At 70.4% G+C, this 17,932-nt stretch carries 17 protein-coding genes; 9 read left to right on the forward strand and 8 right to left on the reverse strand.

The genetic code is table 11. The features are described from left to right. Nucleotide 1: 1 nt before the first annotated feature. Entirely contained in the window at nucleotides 2-1,474 is a 1,473-nt protein-coding gene (gene lpdA, locus BJ969_RS20630) for a dihydrolipoyl dehydrogenase (protein WP_184481140.1), read from the reverse strand. 297 nt (nucleotides 1,475-1,771) lie between these two features. Continuing rightward, complete coding sequence (locus BJ969_RS20635) at nucleotides 1,772-2,992, reverse strand: PucR family transcriptional regulator (protein ID WP_266089121.1); 1,221 nt, start codon at nucleotides 2,990-2,992, stop codon at nucleotides 1,772-1,774. Between the two features lie 139 nt (nucleotides 2,993-3,131). Between BJ969_RS20635 and BJ969_RS20640 the strand changes: the two genes are divergently transcribed. Further along, nucleotides 3,132-3,824 carry a GntR family transcriptional regulator gene (locus BJ969_RS20640; RefSeq protein ID WP_246457034.1) on the forward strand — a complete coding sequence of 231 codons (693 nt, stop codon included), beginning with the start codon at nucleotides 3,132-3,134 and terminating at the stop codon, nucleotides 3,822-3,824. Nucleotides 3,825-4,146: 322 nt separating this feature from the next. Next, entirely contained in the window at nucleotides 4,147-4,299 is a 153-nt protein-coding gene (locus BJ969_RS20645; RefSeq protein ID WP_184481142.1) for an archaellin/type IV pilin N-terminal domain-containing protein, read from the forward strand. A gap of 24 nt (nucleotides 4,300-4,323) precedes the next feature. On the opposite strand, the gene ligD is transcribed toward BJ969_RS20645, so the two are convergent. Next, nucleotides 4,324-5,319 carry a non-homologous end-joining DNA ligase gene (ligD, locus tag BJ969_RS20650; RefSeq protein WP_184481144.1) on the reverse strand — a complete coding sequence of 332 codons (996 nt, stop codon included), beginning with the start codon at nucleotides 5,317-5,319 and terminating at the stop codon, nucleotides 4,324-4,326. 144 nt (nucleotides 5,320-5,463) lie between these two features. Here ligD and BJ969_RS20655 point away from each other — a divergent pair, with 144 nt between their 5' ends. The 4 genes from BJ969_RS20655 (at nucleotide 5,464) to BJ969_RS20670 (ending at nucleotide 8,414) form a co-directional block, all read left to right on the forward strand. Next, a complete protein-coding gene (locus BJ969_RS20655; protein ID WP_184481146.1) occupies nucleotides 5,464-6,237 on the forward strand; it encodes a DsbA family protein in 774 nt (257 codons plus the stop codon). Beyond that, on the forward strand, nucleotides 6,234-6,863 hold the full coding sequence (locus BJ969_RS20660; protein WP_184481148.1) for a vitamin K epoxide reductase family protein: 630 nt from the start codon (nucleotides 6,234-6,236) through the stop codon (nucleotides 6,861-6,863). Before BJ969_RS20655 ends, BJ969_RS20660 begins: the two co-directional genes overlap by 4 nt. Nucleotides 6,864-7,131: 268 nt before the next feature. After that, complete coding sequence (locus tag BJ969_RS30660; protein WP_343071513.1) at nucleotides 7,132-7,596, forward strand: ATP-binding protein; 465 nt, start codon at nucleotides 7,132-7,134, stop codon at nucleotides 7,594-7,596. Continuing rightward, nucleotides 7,593-8,414, forward strand: a complete 822-nt coding sequence (locus BJ969_RS20670) for a SigB/SigF/SigG family RNA polymerase sigma factor (RefSeq protein WP_184481152.1) — start codon at nucleotides 7,593-7,595, stop codon at nucleotides 8,412-8,414. Before BJ969_RS30660 ends, BJ969_RS20670 begins: the two co-directional genes overlap by 4 nt. Before the next feature lie 423 nt (nucleotides 8,415-8,837). On the opposite strand, the gene BJ969_RS20675 is transcribed toward BJ969_RS20670, so the two are convergent. Continuing rightward, nucleotides 8,838-9,749: a M23 family metallopeptidase gene (locus BJ969_RS20675; protein ID WP_184481155.1), complete on the reverse strand. Its 912-nt coding sequence runs from the start codon at nucleotides 9,747-9,749 to the stop codon at nucleotides 8,838-8,840. Between the two features lie 634 nt (nucleotides 9,750-10,383). On the opposite strand from BJ969_RS20675, the gene BJ969_RS31055 reads away from it, so the two are divergent. Next, the gene (locus tag BJ969_RS31055; RefSeq protein WP_425503569.1) at nucleotides 10,384-10,476 is read left to right on the forward strand and encodes a putative leader peptide; all 93 of its coding nucleotides are present in this window, start codon (nucleotides 10,384-10,386) and stop codon (nucleotides 10,474-10,476) included. A gap of 196 nt (nucleotides 10,477-10,672) precedes the next feature. After that, entirely contained in the window at nucleotides 10,673-11,566 is an 894-nt protein-coding gene (locus BJ969_RS20680; RefSeq protein ID WP_184481157.1) for a TSUP family transporter, read from the forward strand. Between the two features lie 513 nt (nucleotides 11,567-12,079). Here the strand turns inward: BJ969_RS20680 and BJ969_RS20685 are convergent. Next, a complete protein-coding gene (locus BJ969_RS20685; RefSeq protein WP_184481159.1) occupies nucleotides 12,080-13,249 on the reverse strand; it encodes an NAD-dependent epimerase/dehydratase family protein in 1,170 nt (389 codons plus the stop codon). Nucleotides 13,250-13,572: 323 nt separating this feature from the next. Here BJ969_RS20685 and BJ969_RS20690 point away from each other — a divergent pair, with 323 nt between their 5' ends. Next, on the forward strand, nucleotides 13,573-14,055 hold the full coding sequence (locus BJ969_RS20690) for a GtrA family protein (protein ID WP_184481161.1): 483 nt from the start codon (nucleotides 13,573-13,575) through the stop codon (nucleotides 14,053-14,055). On the opposite strand, the gene BJ969_RS20695 is transcribed toward BJ969_RS20690, so the two are convergent. From BJ969_RS20695 to BJ969_RS20705, 3 genes are all read right to left on the reverse strand, one after another. Next, nucleotides 14,021-16,306 carry a glycosyltransferase family 2 protein gene (locus BJ969_RS20695; protein WP_343071514.1) on the reverse strand — a complete coding sequence of 762 codons (2,286 nt, stop codon included), beginning with the start codon at nucleotides 16,304-16,306 and terminating at the stop codon, nucleotides 14,021-14,023. The genes BJ969_RS20690 and BJ969_RS20695 overlap by 35 nt on opposite strands. Next, a complete protein-coding gene (locus BJ969_RS20700; protein WP_184481163.1) occupies nucleotides 16,303-17,217 on the reverse strand; it encodes an NAD-dependent epimerase/dehydratase family protein in 915 nt (304 codons plus the stop codon). The genes BJ969_RS20695 and BJ969_RS20700 overlap by 4 nt, the downstream gene beginning before the upstream one ends. A 238-nt stretch (nucleotides 17,218-17,455) precedes the next feature. Then, nucleotides 17,456-17,893: an SRPBCC family protein gene (locus BJ969_RS20705; protein ID WP_184481165.1), complete on the reverse strand. Its 438-nt coding sequence runs from the start codon at nucleotides 17,891-17,893 to the stop codon at nucleotides 17,456-17,458. Nucleotides 17,894-17,932 lie beyond the last annotated feature (39 nt).

Below are 17,932 nucleotides of genomic sequence, written 5' to 3' on the forward strand. Positions count from 1 at the left end.
ATCAACGCTTCTTCGGCGGCGCGGTGTGCACCGGCAGTCCGAGCGCGGACATCGCCGCCTCCATGCCGATCTCACCGAGCGTCGGGTGCGCGTGGATCGTCTCGGCGAGCTCGTCGAGCGTCGCCTCCAAGGTGATCGCCAACGCGCCCTCGGTGATCAGGTCGCTGGCGGACGGGCCGAACACGTGCACGCCGAGCACCTCGCCGTACTGCTTGCCCGCCACGATCTTCATGAATCCCTCGGTGTCGCCGAAGGTCTGGGCGCGGCCCAGCGCGGCGAACGGGAACTTCGCGGCGACGACCTCGTGGCCGGCGTCGGTGGCCTGCTTCTCGGTGAGCCCGACGCTGGCGATCTCCGGGTGGGTGAACGTCGCCGCCGGGATGACGTTGTAGTCGATCGCCGCGTGGTGGCCCGCGATGGTCTCGGCCGCCACGACGCCCTGGTGCGAGGCGACGTGCGCGAGCAGCGCCTTGCCGGTGACGTCGCCGATCGCGTAGACGTGCTCGACGTTGGTGCGCAGCTTGTCGTCGACCTGCACGAAACCGCGGCCGTCGACCTCGACTCCGGCGGCGGAGAGGTCCAGCGAAGCGGTGTTGGGCTTGCGGCCCACGCCGACCAGCACCACGTCCGCGTCGACCTCGGAGACCTTCGCGCCGTCGACCGCGACCTTCAGCGCCGCGTTCTTGCCGCGACCGGAACTCTCGATCTTCGAGACGGTGGCGCCGGTGAGCACCTGCACGCCGCGCTTGCCGAAGGAACGGCCGAGCGCCTTGCCGACCTCGGCGTCCTCGGCGGGCACCAGCGTCGGCTGCATCTCGATGATGGTGACCTCGCTGCCCAGCGAGGAGAACAGGCTGGCCCACTCCGCGCCGACGGCGCTGCCGCCGATGACGGCGAGCTTGCCGGGCACCTCGGTGAGGCCGAACGCGCCGTCGGAGGTGATCACGCCGGGCAGTTCCGCGCCGGGCAGCGGCAGCTGCACGGGGACCGAGCCGGTCGCGATGATCACGTCGGTCGCGCTGATCTTGTCGATGGGCTCCGCACCGGCCGGTTCGGCGGCGTAGCGCGGGCCGTTCGCGCCGAGCGCGGACTCGCCGACGGCGAACACGTCGACCGTGGTCGGGCCGGTGAAGCGGGCGTGACCGTTGACGACGGTGACGCCGTTGGCCTTGAGCAGGCCCGCCACCCCGTCGGTGAGGCCCTTGACCACGCTGTCCTTGCGGCGGGTCACCGTGTCGTAGTCCAGGCCGATGTTCTCGGCGCGCACACCGAAGTCCGCGGCGTGCAGCACCGTCTCGTAGACCTCGGCCGAACGCAGCATCGCCTTCGTCGGGATGCAGCCCCAGTTCAGGCACACGCCGCCGGGGCGTTCCTTCTCGACCACGGCCACGTTCAGACCGCGCTGCGCGGCCCGGATCGCCGCGACATATCCGCCGGGGCCGCCGCCCACTACGAGGAGGTCGTATTCCTGCACTTCGATGTGCTCCTTCGAGCCGCACCAGCCCTCACGAGACCGCGCCAACGGGCGGGTTCGCAGCCGGGTGAATATCGGGTGATTCTCACTGTGAGTGTCGTGAGCGCGGCCACTTCCGCGCTATGCGCGACCGCCCAGACTTCGCCGACGGTCGCTGTGCACAACGCACAATTCCGACCTTGATCAACACCTTCGGTGATCACATCTCACTTTCCGTGAGATCCTACCGTCGATGCCCCCAGGAAAACGCGGCCGCCTCACGGCGCGGAGAAAAACGGGAAAATTTCGCCGCCGGACTCAGTCGCGCAGTCCGTCGCGCAGGTGTAGTGCCGACAGCGCCAGCGACAGCGACACGTACGCCGCCCGCCCGTGCAGCGGCTGCCCGATCAACGTGCCGATCCGGTGCAGCCGGTTCAGCACCGTGTTGCGGTGGCAGTGCAACCGCACCGCCGCGTTCGCGGTGGAGCAGTTCTCCTCCAGCCACGCCGTGAGCGTGTCCAGCAGCATGTCCCGCTCCTTGACCGGCAGGTCCAGCAACGGCCCCAGCTGCGAATCCAGCAGGCGTTGTGCCAGGTCAGGGGACTGCACCAGCAGCGCCTCCGGATAGCGCTGGTCCAGCGACACCAGCTGCGCGGAACCGTAGGAGGCGGTGCCCATCGCCGTCACCGCGAGCTGGTGCGCCAGCCCGACCTCGGCCAGGCCGCGCACCACCGGCGACGCCGCCACCCGGCCGCGGGCCAACGGGCGCAGCACCTCCAGCGCACCCGCCGCCTTCCGCTGCTCCAGCGCGACCAGGCCCACGAGTGTGTCCGCGCGCACTTGCCACACCGATCTGATGTGCACCCCGCCCAACGCGTCGTGCTGCCCGCTGAGCGCGAAGCTGCCGTCCGACCGCATCTCCGCCACCACGACCAGGTAACGACCGGCGGCGGGCAGGTCCAGTTCCTTCGCCGTCCGCTGCGCGAAGGCGGTGTCCCGCGCCCGGCCGCTGAGCAGGTCCTCCACCAGTGCGTGCCTGCGCTGGTCGTCGCGGCGCAACCGCTCCAGCTCGGTGTTGCGGTACGAGGTGGACAGCGTCGAGGACAGCCCGTCGATCACCGTCCACATCGACGTCGCCGCCCCCAGCACCACGTCCGGATCGGCGCGATCCGCGTGCGCCTGCTCGACGATGGCCTCCCACACGATGCGCCCGCCGAGGCGGAAGGTGCGCAGCATGACCTCCAGCGGCACGCCCTGCTCCGCGCGGCGGCGGCCGATCGCCGCGGCCACGTCGTCGCCGTCCGGGTCGCCCGCGGCGCCGCTGAGGATCTCCAGCACCCGCTGCAGGTAGCGGCGGCAGCCCTCGTAGAGGTCCTCGCGGGGCACCGGGCGGTAGTCGGTCCACTCCGGGTTGTCGGTGAAGATCGCCGCCATCAACCGCCCGGCCAGCGCCTCGGCATCACCCAGCCGAGCCGCGGCCAGCGAATGCGTGATCGCGTGCCCGGGATCGGGCACCGGACGAGCGGGATCGGCGGCCACGTCCTGCGACGATACCCGTGGAGGAACGATCAGCGATCGTGTCGCGCCGCACGCCTGGTATCAAGTTCGCAGCATCACCCTTCGCCGTGACCGGCGGCGCACCCCACCACGATCGACCAGGGACGATCGAAATCAGGCGATGATCGAGAGAGCGATGCCCGGAGCAGGACTGCCCCAACGACGACCCCGCGCCCAGCTCTCCGACGAGGTGGCCGCCCGCATCCGCGACCGGATAGTGACCGGACGGCTGCGCAAGGGCGAACACCTGCACCTGGAGCGCCTGGCCGAGCAGATCGGCGTCAGCGTCACCCCGGTGCGCGAAGCCCTGCTGGCGCTGCGCGGCGAGGGGTTCGTCGAACTGGAGCCCCGCCGCGGCTTCACCGTCCTGCCGCTGAACCGCCAGGACATCGAGGACACCAGCCGGGTGCAGGCGACGCTGGCCGGTGAGCTCGCCGCGCGCACCGCCGAGCTGATCAGCGTCGCGCAGCTGGCCGGTTTGGAAGAGGTGCAGGCGGAGCTGGAGCACGCCGGCCGGTTCGGCATCGGCGACGCCGCGGAGCTCGACCTCCGGTTCCACCACGTCATCTACGACATCGCCGACTCGGCGAAGCTGGCGTGGTTCGTGCAACTGGCCTCGCGGTACGTGCCGCGGCGGCAGCTGGCCGCCGCGTCGGACTTCACCGAGTCGACCGGGCCGGAGCACCGCGCGATCCTGCGCGCCCTGCACAACCGCGACCCGGAGGCCGCTCGGCAGGCGATGCACGAGCACCTCACGCACAGCGGGCAGGTCCTGATCAGGCAGCTTGACCAGCAGGGGTTCTGGGAGCAGTGATCGCACGTTCCAGTGAACTCCGGTCTGTTCGATAGCGCTTCGCAGCCGGAGTCGGCGACCATTCCCTCACGTGGGCGAGATGGACGCCACCAGGGAATATTTCGGGTACGTAACGTATTCTTCCAGTGCGGCGACATGCTCTGTGGCACTCGAGTTCGCGGCGACGTCACCCCCTCCGAACCCTCGGATCGGCCCCGGCCGATTCACGGGTCTCCCAGGGGTGTTCGGCGGCCCTCGGACGCACCGGAAGACCACGCCACCCGAGCTCGAACGCCACCACCAAGCAGCTTTCACCTCCTCCCAGGAATGCGGGGCACGAACCATGCAGATCAGCAGCCGCACTGCCGTGTCGGTTGTCGGAACGGTGATGATGGTCCTGGTGACCGTCGTACTCGCCGCATGGTCGTCACCGCAGTCCCCGGTGCAGCAACCCACCGGTGCACCCAACGGCGCCATGGTCAGCGTCCTGCGCTGACCGGGGTGCGGTGGTCCGGGCCGCTCAGTCCTCGCGCACCACGTCGGTGGCCGGTTTGTCGTTGCGCAGCCCCAGGAACCTCGGGTGCCGCAACCTGCCGTCCCGGGTCCACTCGGTGAAGCCGACCTCCGCGACGAGCTCCGGCTCGGCCCACCGCACCTCCCGCTCCGGGATGCGGTCCGCGAACGGCGACTCCCGCCGGGACAGCTCGTCGAGCCTGCCGCCGATGTCCCGCAACGCCGCCTCGTCGTAGCCCGTGCCGACCTTGCCCGCGTACCGCAGCGCGCCGCCGTCGAAGTAGCCGACGAGCAACGCCCCGAACCCGGACCGGGACCCCTTCGGCTCGGTCCTGCCGCCGATGACGAACTCCTGGCCGGACAGGCACGGGAACTTCAGCCAGTCCCGGCTGCGACCGCTGCGGTAGGGGCGGTCCGCGCGCTTCGCGATCAGCCCCTCCCAGCCGCTGGCGCAGGCCTGCCGGAAGAACTCCGCGCCGTCCCCGCTGCGGTGCTCGCTCAGCAGCAGCGGGCCGGTGAACTCGAAGCACTCCGCCAGCAGCCGCTTGCGGACGCGCAGCGGCAGCCGGGTCAGGTCGACGCCGCCGAACGCCGGCAGGTCGAACACGCAGTAGTGCACCGCCACCCCGGTGCGGCGGGCGGCACGCGGATCGGTCAGGTGCATCCGGCGCTGCAGCCTGGCGAAGCTGGTGCGGTCACCGTCGAAGGCAACCACCTCGCCGTCCAGCAGGAACCGGTCCGCCTGCCCGGCCAGCGCCTCGACGACCTCGGGATAGGCGGAGTCGACCCGGTTGTGGTTGCGCGACCACAGCACCGGCGCTCCCCCGTCGCGCCCCGCGATCACCCGCACCCCGTCGAGCTTGCGCTCGAACACCCAGTCCGGGTCGGAGAAGCGGGCGTCGGTCCGGGTCACCAGCTCCGGCTCCAGCCAGTCCCCCGACCAGCCCCGCAGCAGCGGGCGAAGATCGGCGTCGAGCAGGTCGAGCGGATCGGTTCCGGTCACGCATGCGGTATACCCGTAGTGGGCAGGGCGACCCCCTGACCACCCGCTCTCTCACACTTTCGTGATGGTGCGGGAAACTGGAGTTGATCTGCCGCAGGTGCGGGTACGCCCCGCCCGAGCCGACCGCTGAAGGTGCACCGAGCGATGCCGAAGACCAAGAACCCGCTGCTGAAGAAGAGCGGCCCCTCCACCAACATGATCTTAAGCATCGTGGTGGTCGTGGGCGCGATCCTGATCGTGGGCGGAATCCTGCTGTTCACCGCCTCCCGGAAGGGCGACGACCAGGCCGGGGGCGGCGGCCCCGCCCCGGCGCCCGGTGCCGACGTCAGCGCCGTCGTGGCGCACCCGGACAGCAACAAGCTGATCGAAGCGCCCGACGGCAAGGTCACCGTCTCGGAGTTCCTCGACTTCCAGTGCCCGTCCTGCTGGCAGTACTACAGCGGCGTCACCCAGACGATCGAGAAGGAGTTCGCGGGCCGCATCACCTTCGTGAACCGGAACTTCCCCATCGCCAAGGCGCACCCGCTGGCCGAAACCGCCGCGCAGGCCGCCGAAGCGGGCGCCGCCCAGGGCAAGTACAAGGAGATGTACCACGCCCTCTACGACAACTACCGCGCCTGGGCGGTCAGCGACGACGGGCAGAGCGTCAGCGACGACACGGCCCGCGCCGACAAGCTGTTCACCCAGTACGCGCAGCAGAACGGGCTGGACGTGGACAAGTTCCGCGCGGACATGAAATCGCCCGCGGTGGCCGAGCGGATCAAGAAGGACCAGGCGGACGGCGAGAAGGCCGGGGTCGAGGGCACGCCCACGTTCTTCATCAACGGTCAGAAGTGGGAAGCCGGCCAGGACGCCAAGACCTACGGCGACGTGCTCAACCAGCTGCGGGACCGGCTGAACCAGGAGCTGGCGAAGTGACCGCCACCCAGCAGGCCCGCGCCGCCGAGCCCGCGCCCGCGAGCTCGGCGGCGCCGCCCCGCGGGCTGGGCTGGCTGTACCTGATCGGCGGCGCGATCGGCCTCGTCGCCGCCGCCGCGCTGCTCATCGAGAAGATCAACAAGCTGGGCAATCCGGCGTACGTCCCGTCGTGCAGCTTCAACCCGATCGTGTCGTGCGGTTCCGTCATGGACAGCACGCAGGCCGCGCTGTTCGGGTTCCCGAACCCCCTGATCGGCGTCGCCGCGTTCCCCGTGCTGATCACCGTCGGCGCCGTGCTGCTGGCCGGGTTCGCCGCCCCGCGCTGGTTCTGGCTCGGCCTCCAGCTCGGCACCGCGCTCGGCGTGGTGTTCGTGCACTGGCTGATCGCGCAGAGCCTGTACGAGATCGGCGCGCTGTGCCCGTACTGCATGGTCGTGTGGGTCGTGACGATCCCGATCTTCTGGTACACGACCCTGCACACCCTGAGCTCCGGGCACCTCGGCGGCGGCGTCGCCGCGGGCACCGCGCTGAGCCGGTTCCACAGCCTCGGGCTGGTGGTGTGGTACTTGGTGATCGTGGTACTCGTGCTGCAGGCCTTCTGGAGCTACTGGACCAGTCTGATCTAGAAAGTCGCACACCGGGCTGGAACACCCGTTTGTTCGGCCACCACGCCGGGTACCAGGTGACTGTGAGTAATGGTATTCGCATTCCCCCGGCTCCCCGGCCGACGACATTCGCGACGCGGATGCCGCGCGCGGCACCGCGGACCGGACCCGATCGAGGTGGCGCGTGATGCGGTCAGAACCCGGTGCGCGATCGGGTCCCGGAGTCCGCCCGGCGAGGCCGGGCTCCGGGCCCGGAACGAGGTTCCCCAGCGCAAAGCGAGGTGTACCAGTGTCAGCACCCCAGCCCGCACGCGGTGAGCAGACCGCTCCCGCTCCCCGTCCGAGCGCGGACTCCGCCTCGGGGGCGTCCGTCGTGGAGGTCCGGGTCGCCGCGGAGGCGTCCCAGTTGTCGGTCCTGCGGGCCGTGACCGGAGACCTCGCGATGCGGGCCGATTTCGACGTGGACTCGATCGCCGACGTGCGACTGGCGGTGGACGAGGCGTGCTCCTCGCTGATCCGGCTCGCCGCGAGCGGACAGACCCTGACCTGCCGGTTCCAGGGCGACGAGCAGGGCCTGAGCGTCTCCGCCTCGGTCGTCAGCGACCATCCGCAGGAGGCCAGGCAGGACACGTTCAGCTGGCGCGTGCTCAGCGCGCTCACCGACGATGTGTCAACCTCGGTGGAATCGGACGCGGACACCGGCAGTGGCCATGTGGTTCGCATCGACTTGACCAAGGGACGGGCACACGAGTGAAGCAGGCGGATTCCGATCACGCTGCGCACTCGCGACATCAACGCTACGACGAACTGGCGCCCCTGTTCGCCGAACTCGCGGGTGTGGATGAACAAGATCCCCGCCATGCGCGGCTCCGGGACCGGCTGGTCACGGCGCACCTGCCGGTGGCGGAGCACATCGCGCGGCGGTTCAGCCACCGCGGCGAAGCGCAGGAGGACCTCACCCAGGTCGCCACCCTCGGGCTGATCAACGCGGTGGACCGGTTCGACCCGGACCGCGGGGTGGACTTCCTGTCCTACGCCGTTCCCACGATCATGGGCGAGGTGCGCAGGCACTTCCGGGACACGGGCTGGGCGGTGCGGATGCCCCGCAGGCTCCAGGAGCTGCACCTGGCGGTGTCCTCGGCCATCGCCCGGCTCTCGCAGGAGCTCGGCCGCGCGCCCACTCCCAGCGAGCTGGCCGAGCACCTCGACATCAGCCGGGACGACGTCTTCCGCGGGCTGGAGGCGGGCAACGCCTACCGCAGCGCCTCGCTGGACGAACTGCTCACCGCCACCGACGAGATCCCGCTGGGCGCGGCGATCGGTTCCGACGACGCCGAACTGCTCGAAGTGGAGAACCGGGAGACGATCCGCCCGCTGCTGGCCGAACTCGACGAGCGGGAACGGCGGATCCTCGTGATGCGGTTCTTCAGGTCCATGACGCAGACCCAGATCGCCGAGCAGATCGGCATCTCCCAGATGCACGTGTCGAGACTGCTGTCCCGGACCTTGACCTGGCTCCGCGACCGCCTCGAAACCGCCGAGTCACCAACGGAGTCGGCCACTACCGACTGACCGGCCACCGCACCACACCTCCTACGGCGAGGACGTGCTTTGCGGCGAAGCCGTGCAGTGGACGAGCGAAGCGAGTCTGCCTTGCGGCCGAAGGCCGTGCCTGTATTCGCGCAGCGAATAGCCCACGCAAGCAAGGCGACCACCGGCGGGTTCTCAGTCGGTCTCTCGCGAGGACGGCTTTTTCCCTCGTGGCGGAGCCACTCGGGAAAAAGATCCCGCAGCGAGAGACCGACTGAGGTTCCGCTACCCGACCACACGAGCAAAACGAGCCCGGCCCCCAAAAACGTGGAAGACCGCCCGAGGTTCGGTCGGGGGTGACTCCGAACCTCGGGCGGCCGGTCTGGGGGGGGGCGCCGAAACGCCGGTACACCCGGGAGAGCGGGCGGCGGTGCGCCGTCGCCCGGCTCACCGGGTGTCGTGGCATCACTTCACGGAGATGCCGTGCTCCTGCAGCCAGGGCAGCGGGTTGGTCTTGCTGCCGCCTTCGATGACCTCGAAGTGCAGGTGCGGGCCGGTGGACTGGCCCTTGTTGCCGATGGTGGCGATCTTGTCGCCGGCGCTGACCTTGTCGCCCACGTTCACGTCGATGGTGTTGACGTGGCCGTAGACGGTGATCGTGCCGTCGTTGTGCTGCACGCGGACCCACTGGCCGAAGCCGCTGGCCGGTCCGGCGCTGATGACCTCGCCACCGCTGACGCTGACGATCGGGGTGCCGATGCTGTTGGCGATGTCGATGCCCTTGTGGGTGCTGCCCCAGCGGGAACCGAATCCGGAGGTGAAGGTGCCTTCGGCGGGCTTGACGTAGCCGTTGCTCGCCTTGGCGGGCTGGGCGGACGCGGCCTGCTTGGTCTCGGCCTGCTTGGCTTCGGCGGCCTTCTTCTCCGCGGCCTGCTTGTCGGCCGCTTCTTTGTCGGCGGCCTCCTTCGCGGCCTTCTGGTCCGCGACGGCCTTGGCCTTCTGCTGGGCGATCGCTTCGCCCTTGGCCACCTTCTGGGCTTCCTGGTGCGCGCCCTGCGCCGGCTGGGCGTCGAGCAGCTGCACCGAGGCGGGCGTCCCGTGGACGCCGTTGACCGAGGCGGCGAGCTGCTGCTGCGCGGCCACGTGCTGGTCGGCCACCGGGCGGACGGCCTGGTTCTCGGTGCTCTTGTCCGCGTTGGCGGCCAACGGCTGGCCGACGGCGGCGAACGCGCCGGCCGCGACGACGGCCGCGGCGATCTTGTTCCGGGTGGACACCCGGGAGGTCTTGCTCTCGGAACGAGGGCGGAAGGAGTTCAACAAGGACTCCCGGAGAGCGGTCTTCGGGGTGTGGCCGCTCTCCTCGCGGTGCTTGGCCATGGTCGCCTTTCCGTCTTCGGGGGTGGCTCGGTCACTCCCGCCGGGGGATGCGGGCGAACTCTTCGGGGGCGAGTCCTGTTCGTGACTGAACCGTGACGTTCTCAGCGAAAAAGGTAGCTAAGGGTCATCCGGACCATCAAGTGCTCATCCTTTAGGTGCAGCTTTGCCTGTCGTTCAGCCGCCAGCCGCACACTTTCAGTGACTAAATAAGATGACCTTTCGGTAACGGTCGTGATCTAGCGAGGGCGATCTTCGGTGCCCTCCGCGAGGACGACCGGAAGATCGGCGACTCGATGCGATCAACTCCGCGCGATCAGTGATTCCCCCTGGGCACGGAGCTCGCGATCACGCGCGGCGACCGGCCGGACACGGCGCCGAACGGATCGCCGCACCGCCGCGCCCGACCGCACGATCGGCGCCGACCTGCACGATCGATCAGATTCGGGCGCACCTCGCGTGGGTCGGCGACCAAGACCCCATCCGCCGGAAAGTGGTCTTGGGCACAAACTCGACCACTCGCCCCCACCACCCGTCGGATGGCCTCAAGTGACTCGCGAGTAACCGCCTGCGATCGATCTCCCGCACTCTGAGATGCGCGTGCCACTCGAAGAGTTGATCTGATTCACTGACCGACATGACGCGTGGTGACCAGTGGGGCCTGCTCGTGCGGCGCCTGCACGTCGACCTGCTCCGCGTCAGCTCCGCCGGGTGTCGACCTTCCCGCTGACCCTCCCGGCCGCGCACCGCGCGATCCCGCCGCGGCCGGTGGCCGCCTTCGCGGGCGCGCGCGTCACCACCCCTCGCGCAGGCGCCGCGGCACGTTCCGCCGCCCGAGGCCGCCCTCCCGAACCGACCACCCGAACCGCCCCGGCACGCACCGCGCACGACCGGAGCGCCCTCGAACGCCACCCCACGGAGAGATCGTGCAGACCTTCCTGATCTTCGCGCTCGGCGGTTTCATCGCCCAGCTCGTCGATGGTTCCCTCGGCATGGCCTACGGGGTGACTTCCACGACCATCCTGCTCACCGCGGGGCTCACGCCCGCCGTGGCCTCCGCATCGGTGCACCTGGCCGAGATCGGCACCTCCGCCGCCTCCGGCATCTCGCACTGGAAGTTCGGCAACGTCGACTGGCGCGTCGTGCTCATCCTGGGCGTGCCCGGTGCCGTCGGCGCCTTCCTCGGCGCGACCGCGCTGAGCAACCTCTCCACCGAGGCCGCCGAACCGTGGATGTCGGCGATCCTGCTGACGCTGGGCCTGTACGTGCTGCTGCGCTTCGCCCTGCGCCCGCTGCGCCGCAGGCAGCTCACCGGGGTCAGCTCGAAGCTGCTCGCCCCGCTCGGCCTGGTCGCGGGCTTCGTCGACGCGACCGGTGGCGGCGGCTGGGGCCCGGTGGCGACCCCGACGCTGCTGAGCACCGGCAAGGTGGAGCCGCGCAAGGTCGTGGGCTCGGTGGACACCAGCGAGTTCCTGATCGCGGTCGCGGCCAGCCTCGGCTTCATCATCTCGCTGGCCGACGAGCCGCTGTCCTGGGCGACGGTGGCCGCGCTGTTGATCGGCGGCGTGATCGCCGCGCCGCTGGCGGCGTACCTGGTGCGGATCGTGCCGATGCGGCTGATCGGCGTCGGTGCGGGCGGGCTCATCGTGCTCACCAACACCCGCACCCTGATCAAGGCGTTCGACCTGCCCGCTCCGGGCGTGTTCTACGCCGTCATCGTGCTCGCCTGGGTCGCCGCGCTGGCCTACACCGTCCGGCAGATCGTGCGCGACCGCCGCGAGGAGCTCCCGGAGGACGCGAGCGAGCCGGTGCGCAGCTGACCGGCCGCCCCGAAACGACGAAACGCCCGTCCGCGACGCTGTCGCGGGCGGGCGTTGTGGTCGGCGCGGTCGAGCTCGACCGGTTGTTGCGTGGCTACAGCTAACACACGGAGCGTCAGGCATTACCCACGTGCCGTATCGCGCTAGTCATACGAAAGGGCTACGGTTCGATAGGCCGTGTGGAAGCCCCCCGACACGCGGTAGGCGCCCCGGGTGCGAACTTCGTGCTCGCGCCCGGGACGCCGCTCCCCGTACCTGCGGCCACCGACTGGCCACTTCGTTCTCCGCCCGGGACACCGGGCGAACGCCACCGGATCCCCATCGGCAGGCGACCCGCACCGTCCGTGCGGAGTCCAGCGACGCGTGGCACTCAGTGTGCACGTCAATCGTGGAATATTCCAGGCCTCTGGGTGCACAGTTCGGGCACGGCCGGACATCGATCCGGACCGCCGCCCGTGCGCAGGGATGACGGATGCCGTCGCCGGGCATCCGTCACCGCGACGACCGCGCCGCTCAGCCGTCCGCGCGCATCGGGCTGGAACCGGAACGCCACTGCACCGTCGGACGCATCGCGCCCAGGTCGACCCGGTCCACGTGCGCCTTCGCGACGCCGAACAGCGAATCGATGAGGGTGTTCGACAGCAGGTGCGGCTCCAGGCCCAGCTCGACCAGCCCGGTGTGCACCACGTTGTAGTGGTGCTCGGCCTGCTCGACGCGCGGGTTGTCCAGGTACTCGACGTCGACGGTGCCGTCGAAGCCGTTGGCCACGACCTTCGCGATCTCCTCCACGGAGAAGCTCTCGGTCATCTGGTTGAACACCCGGAACTCGCCGGCGTCGGCCGGGTTCTCCGCAGCCAACCGGATGCACTCCACGGTGTCCCGGATGTCGATGAGCCCGCGGGTCTGCCCGCCCGTGCCGTACACCGTCAGCGGGTGGCCCAGCACGGCCTGGATGACGAAGCGGTTCAGCACCGTGCCGAAGATCGCGTCGTAGTCGAAGCGGGTGGCCAGGCGCGGGTCCAGCGCGGTCTGCGCCGTCTCCTGCCCGTACACGACGCCCTGGTTGAGGTCGGTGGCGCGCAAGCCCCAGATGCGGCAGGCGAACTCGATGTTGTGGCTGTCGTGCACCTTGCTCAGGTGGTAGAAGGAGCCCGGCTTCTTCGGGAAGAGCATCCGGTCGGTCCGCCCCTTGTGCGAGACCTCCAGCCAGCCTTCCTCGATGTCGATGTTCGGCGTGCCGTACTCACCCATCGTGCCCAGCTTCACCAGGTGGATCGACGGGTCGATCTCCTGGATCGCGAACAGCACGTTGAGGTTGCCGACCACGTTGTTCTGCTGGGTGTAGACCGCGTGCTTGCGGTCGATCATCGAGTAGGGCGCCGCGCGCTGCTCGGCGAAGTGCACGATGGTGTCCGGGCGGAAGTCCCGCACCATCTCGTAGGTGAAGTCCGCGTCGACGAGGTCGCCGTAGTAGGACTTGATGCTCTTGCCCGACACTTCGCGCCACGCGTCGACGCGGGTCTGCATCGGCTCGATCGGCACCAGGCTCTGCACGCCCATCTCGTGGTCGTAGCCGCGCCGGGCGAAGTTGTCGGCCACCGCCACCTCGTGGCCACGGTCGGACAGGTGCAGAGCGGTCGGCCAGCCAAGGTAGCCGTCGCCCCCGAGGACGAGGATTCGCACGCCTTCTTCTCCCTCTAGATCATTGCGGGTGCCACCGGCGGCCGGGAAGGGCGCCGCGGCGGCGGATCCTCCGGGCACCGAGGTGCTCCGGAGCCAGTCGGCACGGTAGGAAAAGCGCTGCCGGGCCGAGGTGAAGCGGACGCCGACGGCTCCCGGCGCCACCTCGCTCCCGCCAACATCGGGAATGCTCTCATTGTTCGGCGCGGGAGCGAAGAGCCGAAAGCAAGCGGGGGCCGAGAGGAAAGGCACGCGTTCGCGCCCCGGTATCGTGCTACCGCGACGTGGCCCGTTCCGGGCTCGGCGCAGCGCGAAAGGACCGATCAGTGCAGCAGGCCACCGAGACCGCGACCGCGCGGTCGACCGGCCGCCGCGGCCACTACTGGCGGCTCATCAGCAGGTTCGCCGCCGCCTCCGTGGTCGCCACCGGGATCAGCCAGCTCGTGTTCGTCGGCTCCTACGCGCTGGGAGCGCTGCCGGTGGTCTCGACCGTGCTGGCGTGGCTGGCGGGCGCCGTGCCGAACTTCGTGCTCAACCGCCGGACCTGGGGCGGCGGCGGCAGATCGGCGCTGCGCGGCGAGATCGTGCGCTACGCGGCGCTGTCGGTGGGCACCGCGCTGCTGGCGGCGCTGGCCACCAGCGGTGCCGAGCAGCTGGCGCTGGACGCGTTCCCGCACGACCGCCTCCCGCAGGTGGCGATCGTGTGGGGCGCCTTCCTCGCGACCTACCTGGTGATGTTCGTGGTGAAGTTCTTCGTCATCGACCGGTTCATCTTCACCGCTCGGGAACGGCCACCGCGGGCTCGTTGATCCGCTCGGTCGCGGGCCGGTGCTGCGGCTGCGGCGCGGAACGCCGTTCCCGCAGCCAGGTGCCTAAGACGACCTTGGCGTAGCGGTAGCCGTAGAGCACGTTGTTGCCCTTCTTGCTCTGCCCCGCGGTGCGCGCCAGCATCGTCATCGGCTGCTCCAGGACCCGGTAGCCGCGGGCGAGCAGGCCGACGAGCAGCTCCGAGGACTGGTACTGCTTCTGCTCCAGCCGCACCGAGTTCGGCACCTCGATCTTCATGGCGCGGAAGCCGAACGAGGTGTCGGTGATCTTCTGCCTGGTCAGGGCGCTGACCAGCCACGCGAACACGTGGGTCCCGGCCCGGCGCACCAGGTCGGTGCTCTCGGTGCGGCCGAGAGTGCGGGAACCGGTGACGAAGTCGGCCTCGTCGTCGATCAACGGCTGCAGCAACCGGGGCAGCTCGGCGATGTCGTACTGGCCGTCCGCGTCGGTGGTGACGAGGTAGCGGGCGCCGCGCTCGGCGGCGAGCCGGTACCCGAGCCGCAGCGCCGCCCCCTGGCCGCGGTTCGTCGGCGCGACGCAGGTCTGCGCGCCGTGGCGCAGCGCGACCTCGGCGGTGTCGTCGGTGGCGCCGTCGACGACGACGAGCGCGTCCACGTCCAGCCCGCAGCTCTGCGCGGGAATGCCGTCGAGCACCGCGCCCAGCGCGTCCTGCTCGTTGTAGGCCGCGATGAGCACGACCACCGAGGCGAACCCGCGGTCGCCGTAGCGTTCGGCGTAGCCGTCGAGGGCCGCCCGGTCGACCTCGTCGGGGTAGGTCGTGGACATGGTGGTCTCCTTCGGGGTGTTCGGTCGTTCGGGTAAGCGGGCCCGGCGCGGTCCGATGATCGCGGTCAGGGCGAGCCCGCCGGCCAGCGGCAGCAGCACGAGGCCGGGCAGCTGGTATCGCCAGGAGAATTCCATCGCCGCCGCGGTGGCCAGCACCGTGGTGGCCAGCCCCGCGGGCAGCAGCGTCACGGCGCGCAGCCCGCTGCGGCGGGCGCGGCCGACGCCGAGCACGGCGAGGCCGGACAGGACGAGCATGCCGCCGAGCGCGGTGCCCGGCGTGTAACCGCCGCCGAGCTGGTAGGCCCGCAGGAACCCGCCGATCTCGGGGTCGGCGCGCAGCGGCCCGTCGCCGTGCAGCTCGGCCCATTCGGCGACGTACCAGGGGTCGGCGTACATCGGGTACTCGGTCTTGAACTGCCACCGGTCCAGCGGCACGTCGCCCGGTGTCTGGGTGCGGGTGGGCGCGAAGCCCTTCAGGAAGTCGGTGACGAACCCGCCCGCGACGTCGAGCGGCTGCTGGGCGAGGACCTTGGCCGCCATGCCGCTCTGCGCGGCGTTGAGGTCGAAGTCGTCCGGCAGCCTGTCGGTGTTGACCGAGACGTGCCAGAAGTGGATGTAGAAGTCGATGCCCTGCTTCTCCCGGGCCTCGACCGGTTCCTTCGGGCACACCAGCTGCTCTTCTGGGGTGAGCCCTAGCCGATCGCAGTCCGCGACGACGGCGGTGCGGCCGTAGACGACGCTGCCGGTGGAGCCGCCCAGCGCGGGCGTTCCGGTCCACGCCAGGTGGTACATCGCGTAGCAGAACAGGACCCCGGCGAACGCCCCGGCGAGGGCTCCGGCGGCGCGCAACCGGGGCTTCCACCCGTCGCTCGGGCGCAGCCCGGCCGCGAGCAGCACGAACACCACCGCGGGCACCACCAGCGTCAAGCCGACGATGCGCACCAGCACCGAGACCGCCAGCAGCAGCCCGGCGATCGCCGCGGTGCGCGGGCCGGGAATGCCGCGCCAGGTCAGCACGAAGATCGCGGCCAGCAGCAGGACCTGGAACAGCAGGTCCGACATGATGTTGTGCTCGATCTGCACCTGGTAGGCGTCGAGCAGCACCGGCGCGGTGGCGAGCGCCGCGATCCAGCGCCGCGCGCCGAAGCGCAGCAGCAGCACGTAGATCGCGACGCCGAGCGCGAGCCCGATCAGGTGCTGCACGGCCGCCACGAACGCCAGGTTCCCCACCAGCAGCAACGGGCCGAGCAGCAGGATCTCGTAGCCGATGGGGTTGATACCGCCGGGGAAGAACACCCCGAGGTCGTCGAGGTAGCGGAACGAGTCGATGTAGAGCAGCGCCGGCCGGTACGCGAGCTGCGCGAGCACGCGCAGCACGACGCCACCGAGCAACAGCAGCGCGAGCAGCCAGTGCGCGCGGAGGTGCCGCGCCGGCGCGGCGATCACGGCGTCCCGGCGGTGATCGCGCGGAAGTCCTCCCACACGGTCCGCAGGCCGTCGGTGAGCTCCACCGACGGGCTGTAGGCGAGTTCGCGCCCGGCCTTGGCGACGTCGACGATCACCGCGGGCATCTCGCCGTTCTTCGCGGGCACGTGCGTCACCGGCAGCGGCGCGCCGGTGGCGGCGCGGACCGCGTCGATGAGTTCCAGCACGGAGATGGACCGCCCGGAGCCGATGATCGCGGTGCCGGTGTACTGCTTGTCGCAGGCGGCGAGGATGCCCGTCACCACGTCGTCGACGTGCACGAAGTCGCGGCTCTGCGCGCCGTCGCCGTAGACCTCGACGCCGTCGCCCGCCAGCGCCGCGCGCATCAGCCGCGGGATGAAGCTGTCCTTGCGCCCCATGCCGGGCCCGTAGATGTTGGTGAACCGCAGCGCGGTGGTGGCGATGCCGTAGGACCCCGCGTAGCCGGACAGCAGCATCTCGCAGGCGGCCTTCGTCGCGCCGTACGGCGTGAGCGGCCGCAGCGGGAGGTCCTCGGAGATGGTGCCGTGGCCGATGTCGCCGACGACGGCGTTGGTGGACGCGAGCACGAAGCGGCCGACGCCCCGCTGCCGCGCGAGTTCCAGCAGTCCCTGGGTGACCTCGACGTTGGCGCGGTAGGTCTCGGCGGGCTGGTCCACCGAGCGCAGCACCGAGGTGATCGCGGCGAGATGCACGATGGCCGACGTGCCGGTGATGACGGCGGCTTCGCGCACGGCCGGTTCGGTGAGATCGCCGGCGACGTGGGTGACGAGCTCGCCGCGCACCGATTCCGGCGGTTCCTGGGCGTCGACGATGGTGACCGGGGTGCCGCGTTCGGTCAGCGCTCGGACGACGGCGCGGCCGACGAACCCGGAGCCGCCGGTGACGACCACGCCACCCGGCAGGCCGCCGCTACGCAGAGTTTCGGACGACTCGGTTGCCGTCGCTCGTTCGGGGGAAGTCTCACTGCTTGGCACGGCTGAACTCTAACGGGCCGCCGCCCAGAGCTGTCGCCTAACCCACACCGGTCGTCCACCGAATGGCAGCTTGCGCACCGCCCGCCGACGCACCGCGGCAGGGCCGCCGAGGGTACGGAGCCGGGCGGCCGCCGCGACCGCCCGGCGGACGCGCTCAACTCGCGTAGTGATCGCCCAGCGCTCGCAGGCCGGTGCCGAACACGCCGGTCGCGAACACCTCGTCCAGGTTCGGTTCGTCGCCCGCGTCGGCGTCGTAGTCGCTGTACCACTCGACGAACGCCTGCCCCGTCGCCGTGATCGGCAGGACCCGGATCGTGCTGCGGTACGAGCGCACCGGGAACGGGCCCTCGGTGATGTCGTAGGTGTAGGCGCGGGCGGCGTCGTCGAGCGCCACCAGCCGTTCCCGCACCACACCGCCGTCGGCGAGGGTCAACCGCCGCACCGCGCCGACCTCCGCCGGGGACGCGCCGCCCTCCACTTCGCTGGTCTTGATCGCCGGGTGCCACCGCGGCAGCCCGTTGAAGTCCCGCACCAGCTCCCACACCGCGTCCGCCGTCGCCGGAACCACCGCGCTCGCATAGGACCGTGCCATCACGTGCTCCTCACCGTCGTGTTCCACCGCACCGGGCGG

Origin of the sequence: Saccharopolyspora gloriosae (assembly GCF_014203325.1) — a bacterium.
Taxonomy (GTDB): Bacteria; Actinomycetota; Actinomycetes; order Mycobacteriales; family Pseudonocardiaceae; genus Saccharopolyspora_C; species Saccharopolyspora_C gloriosae.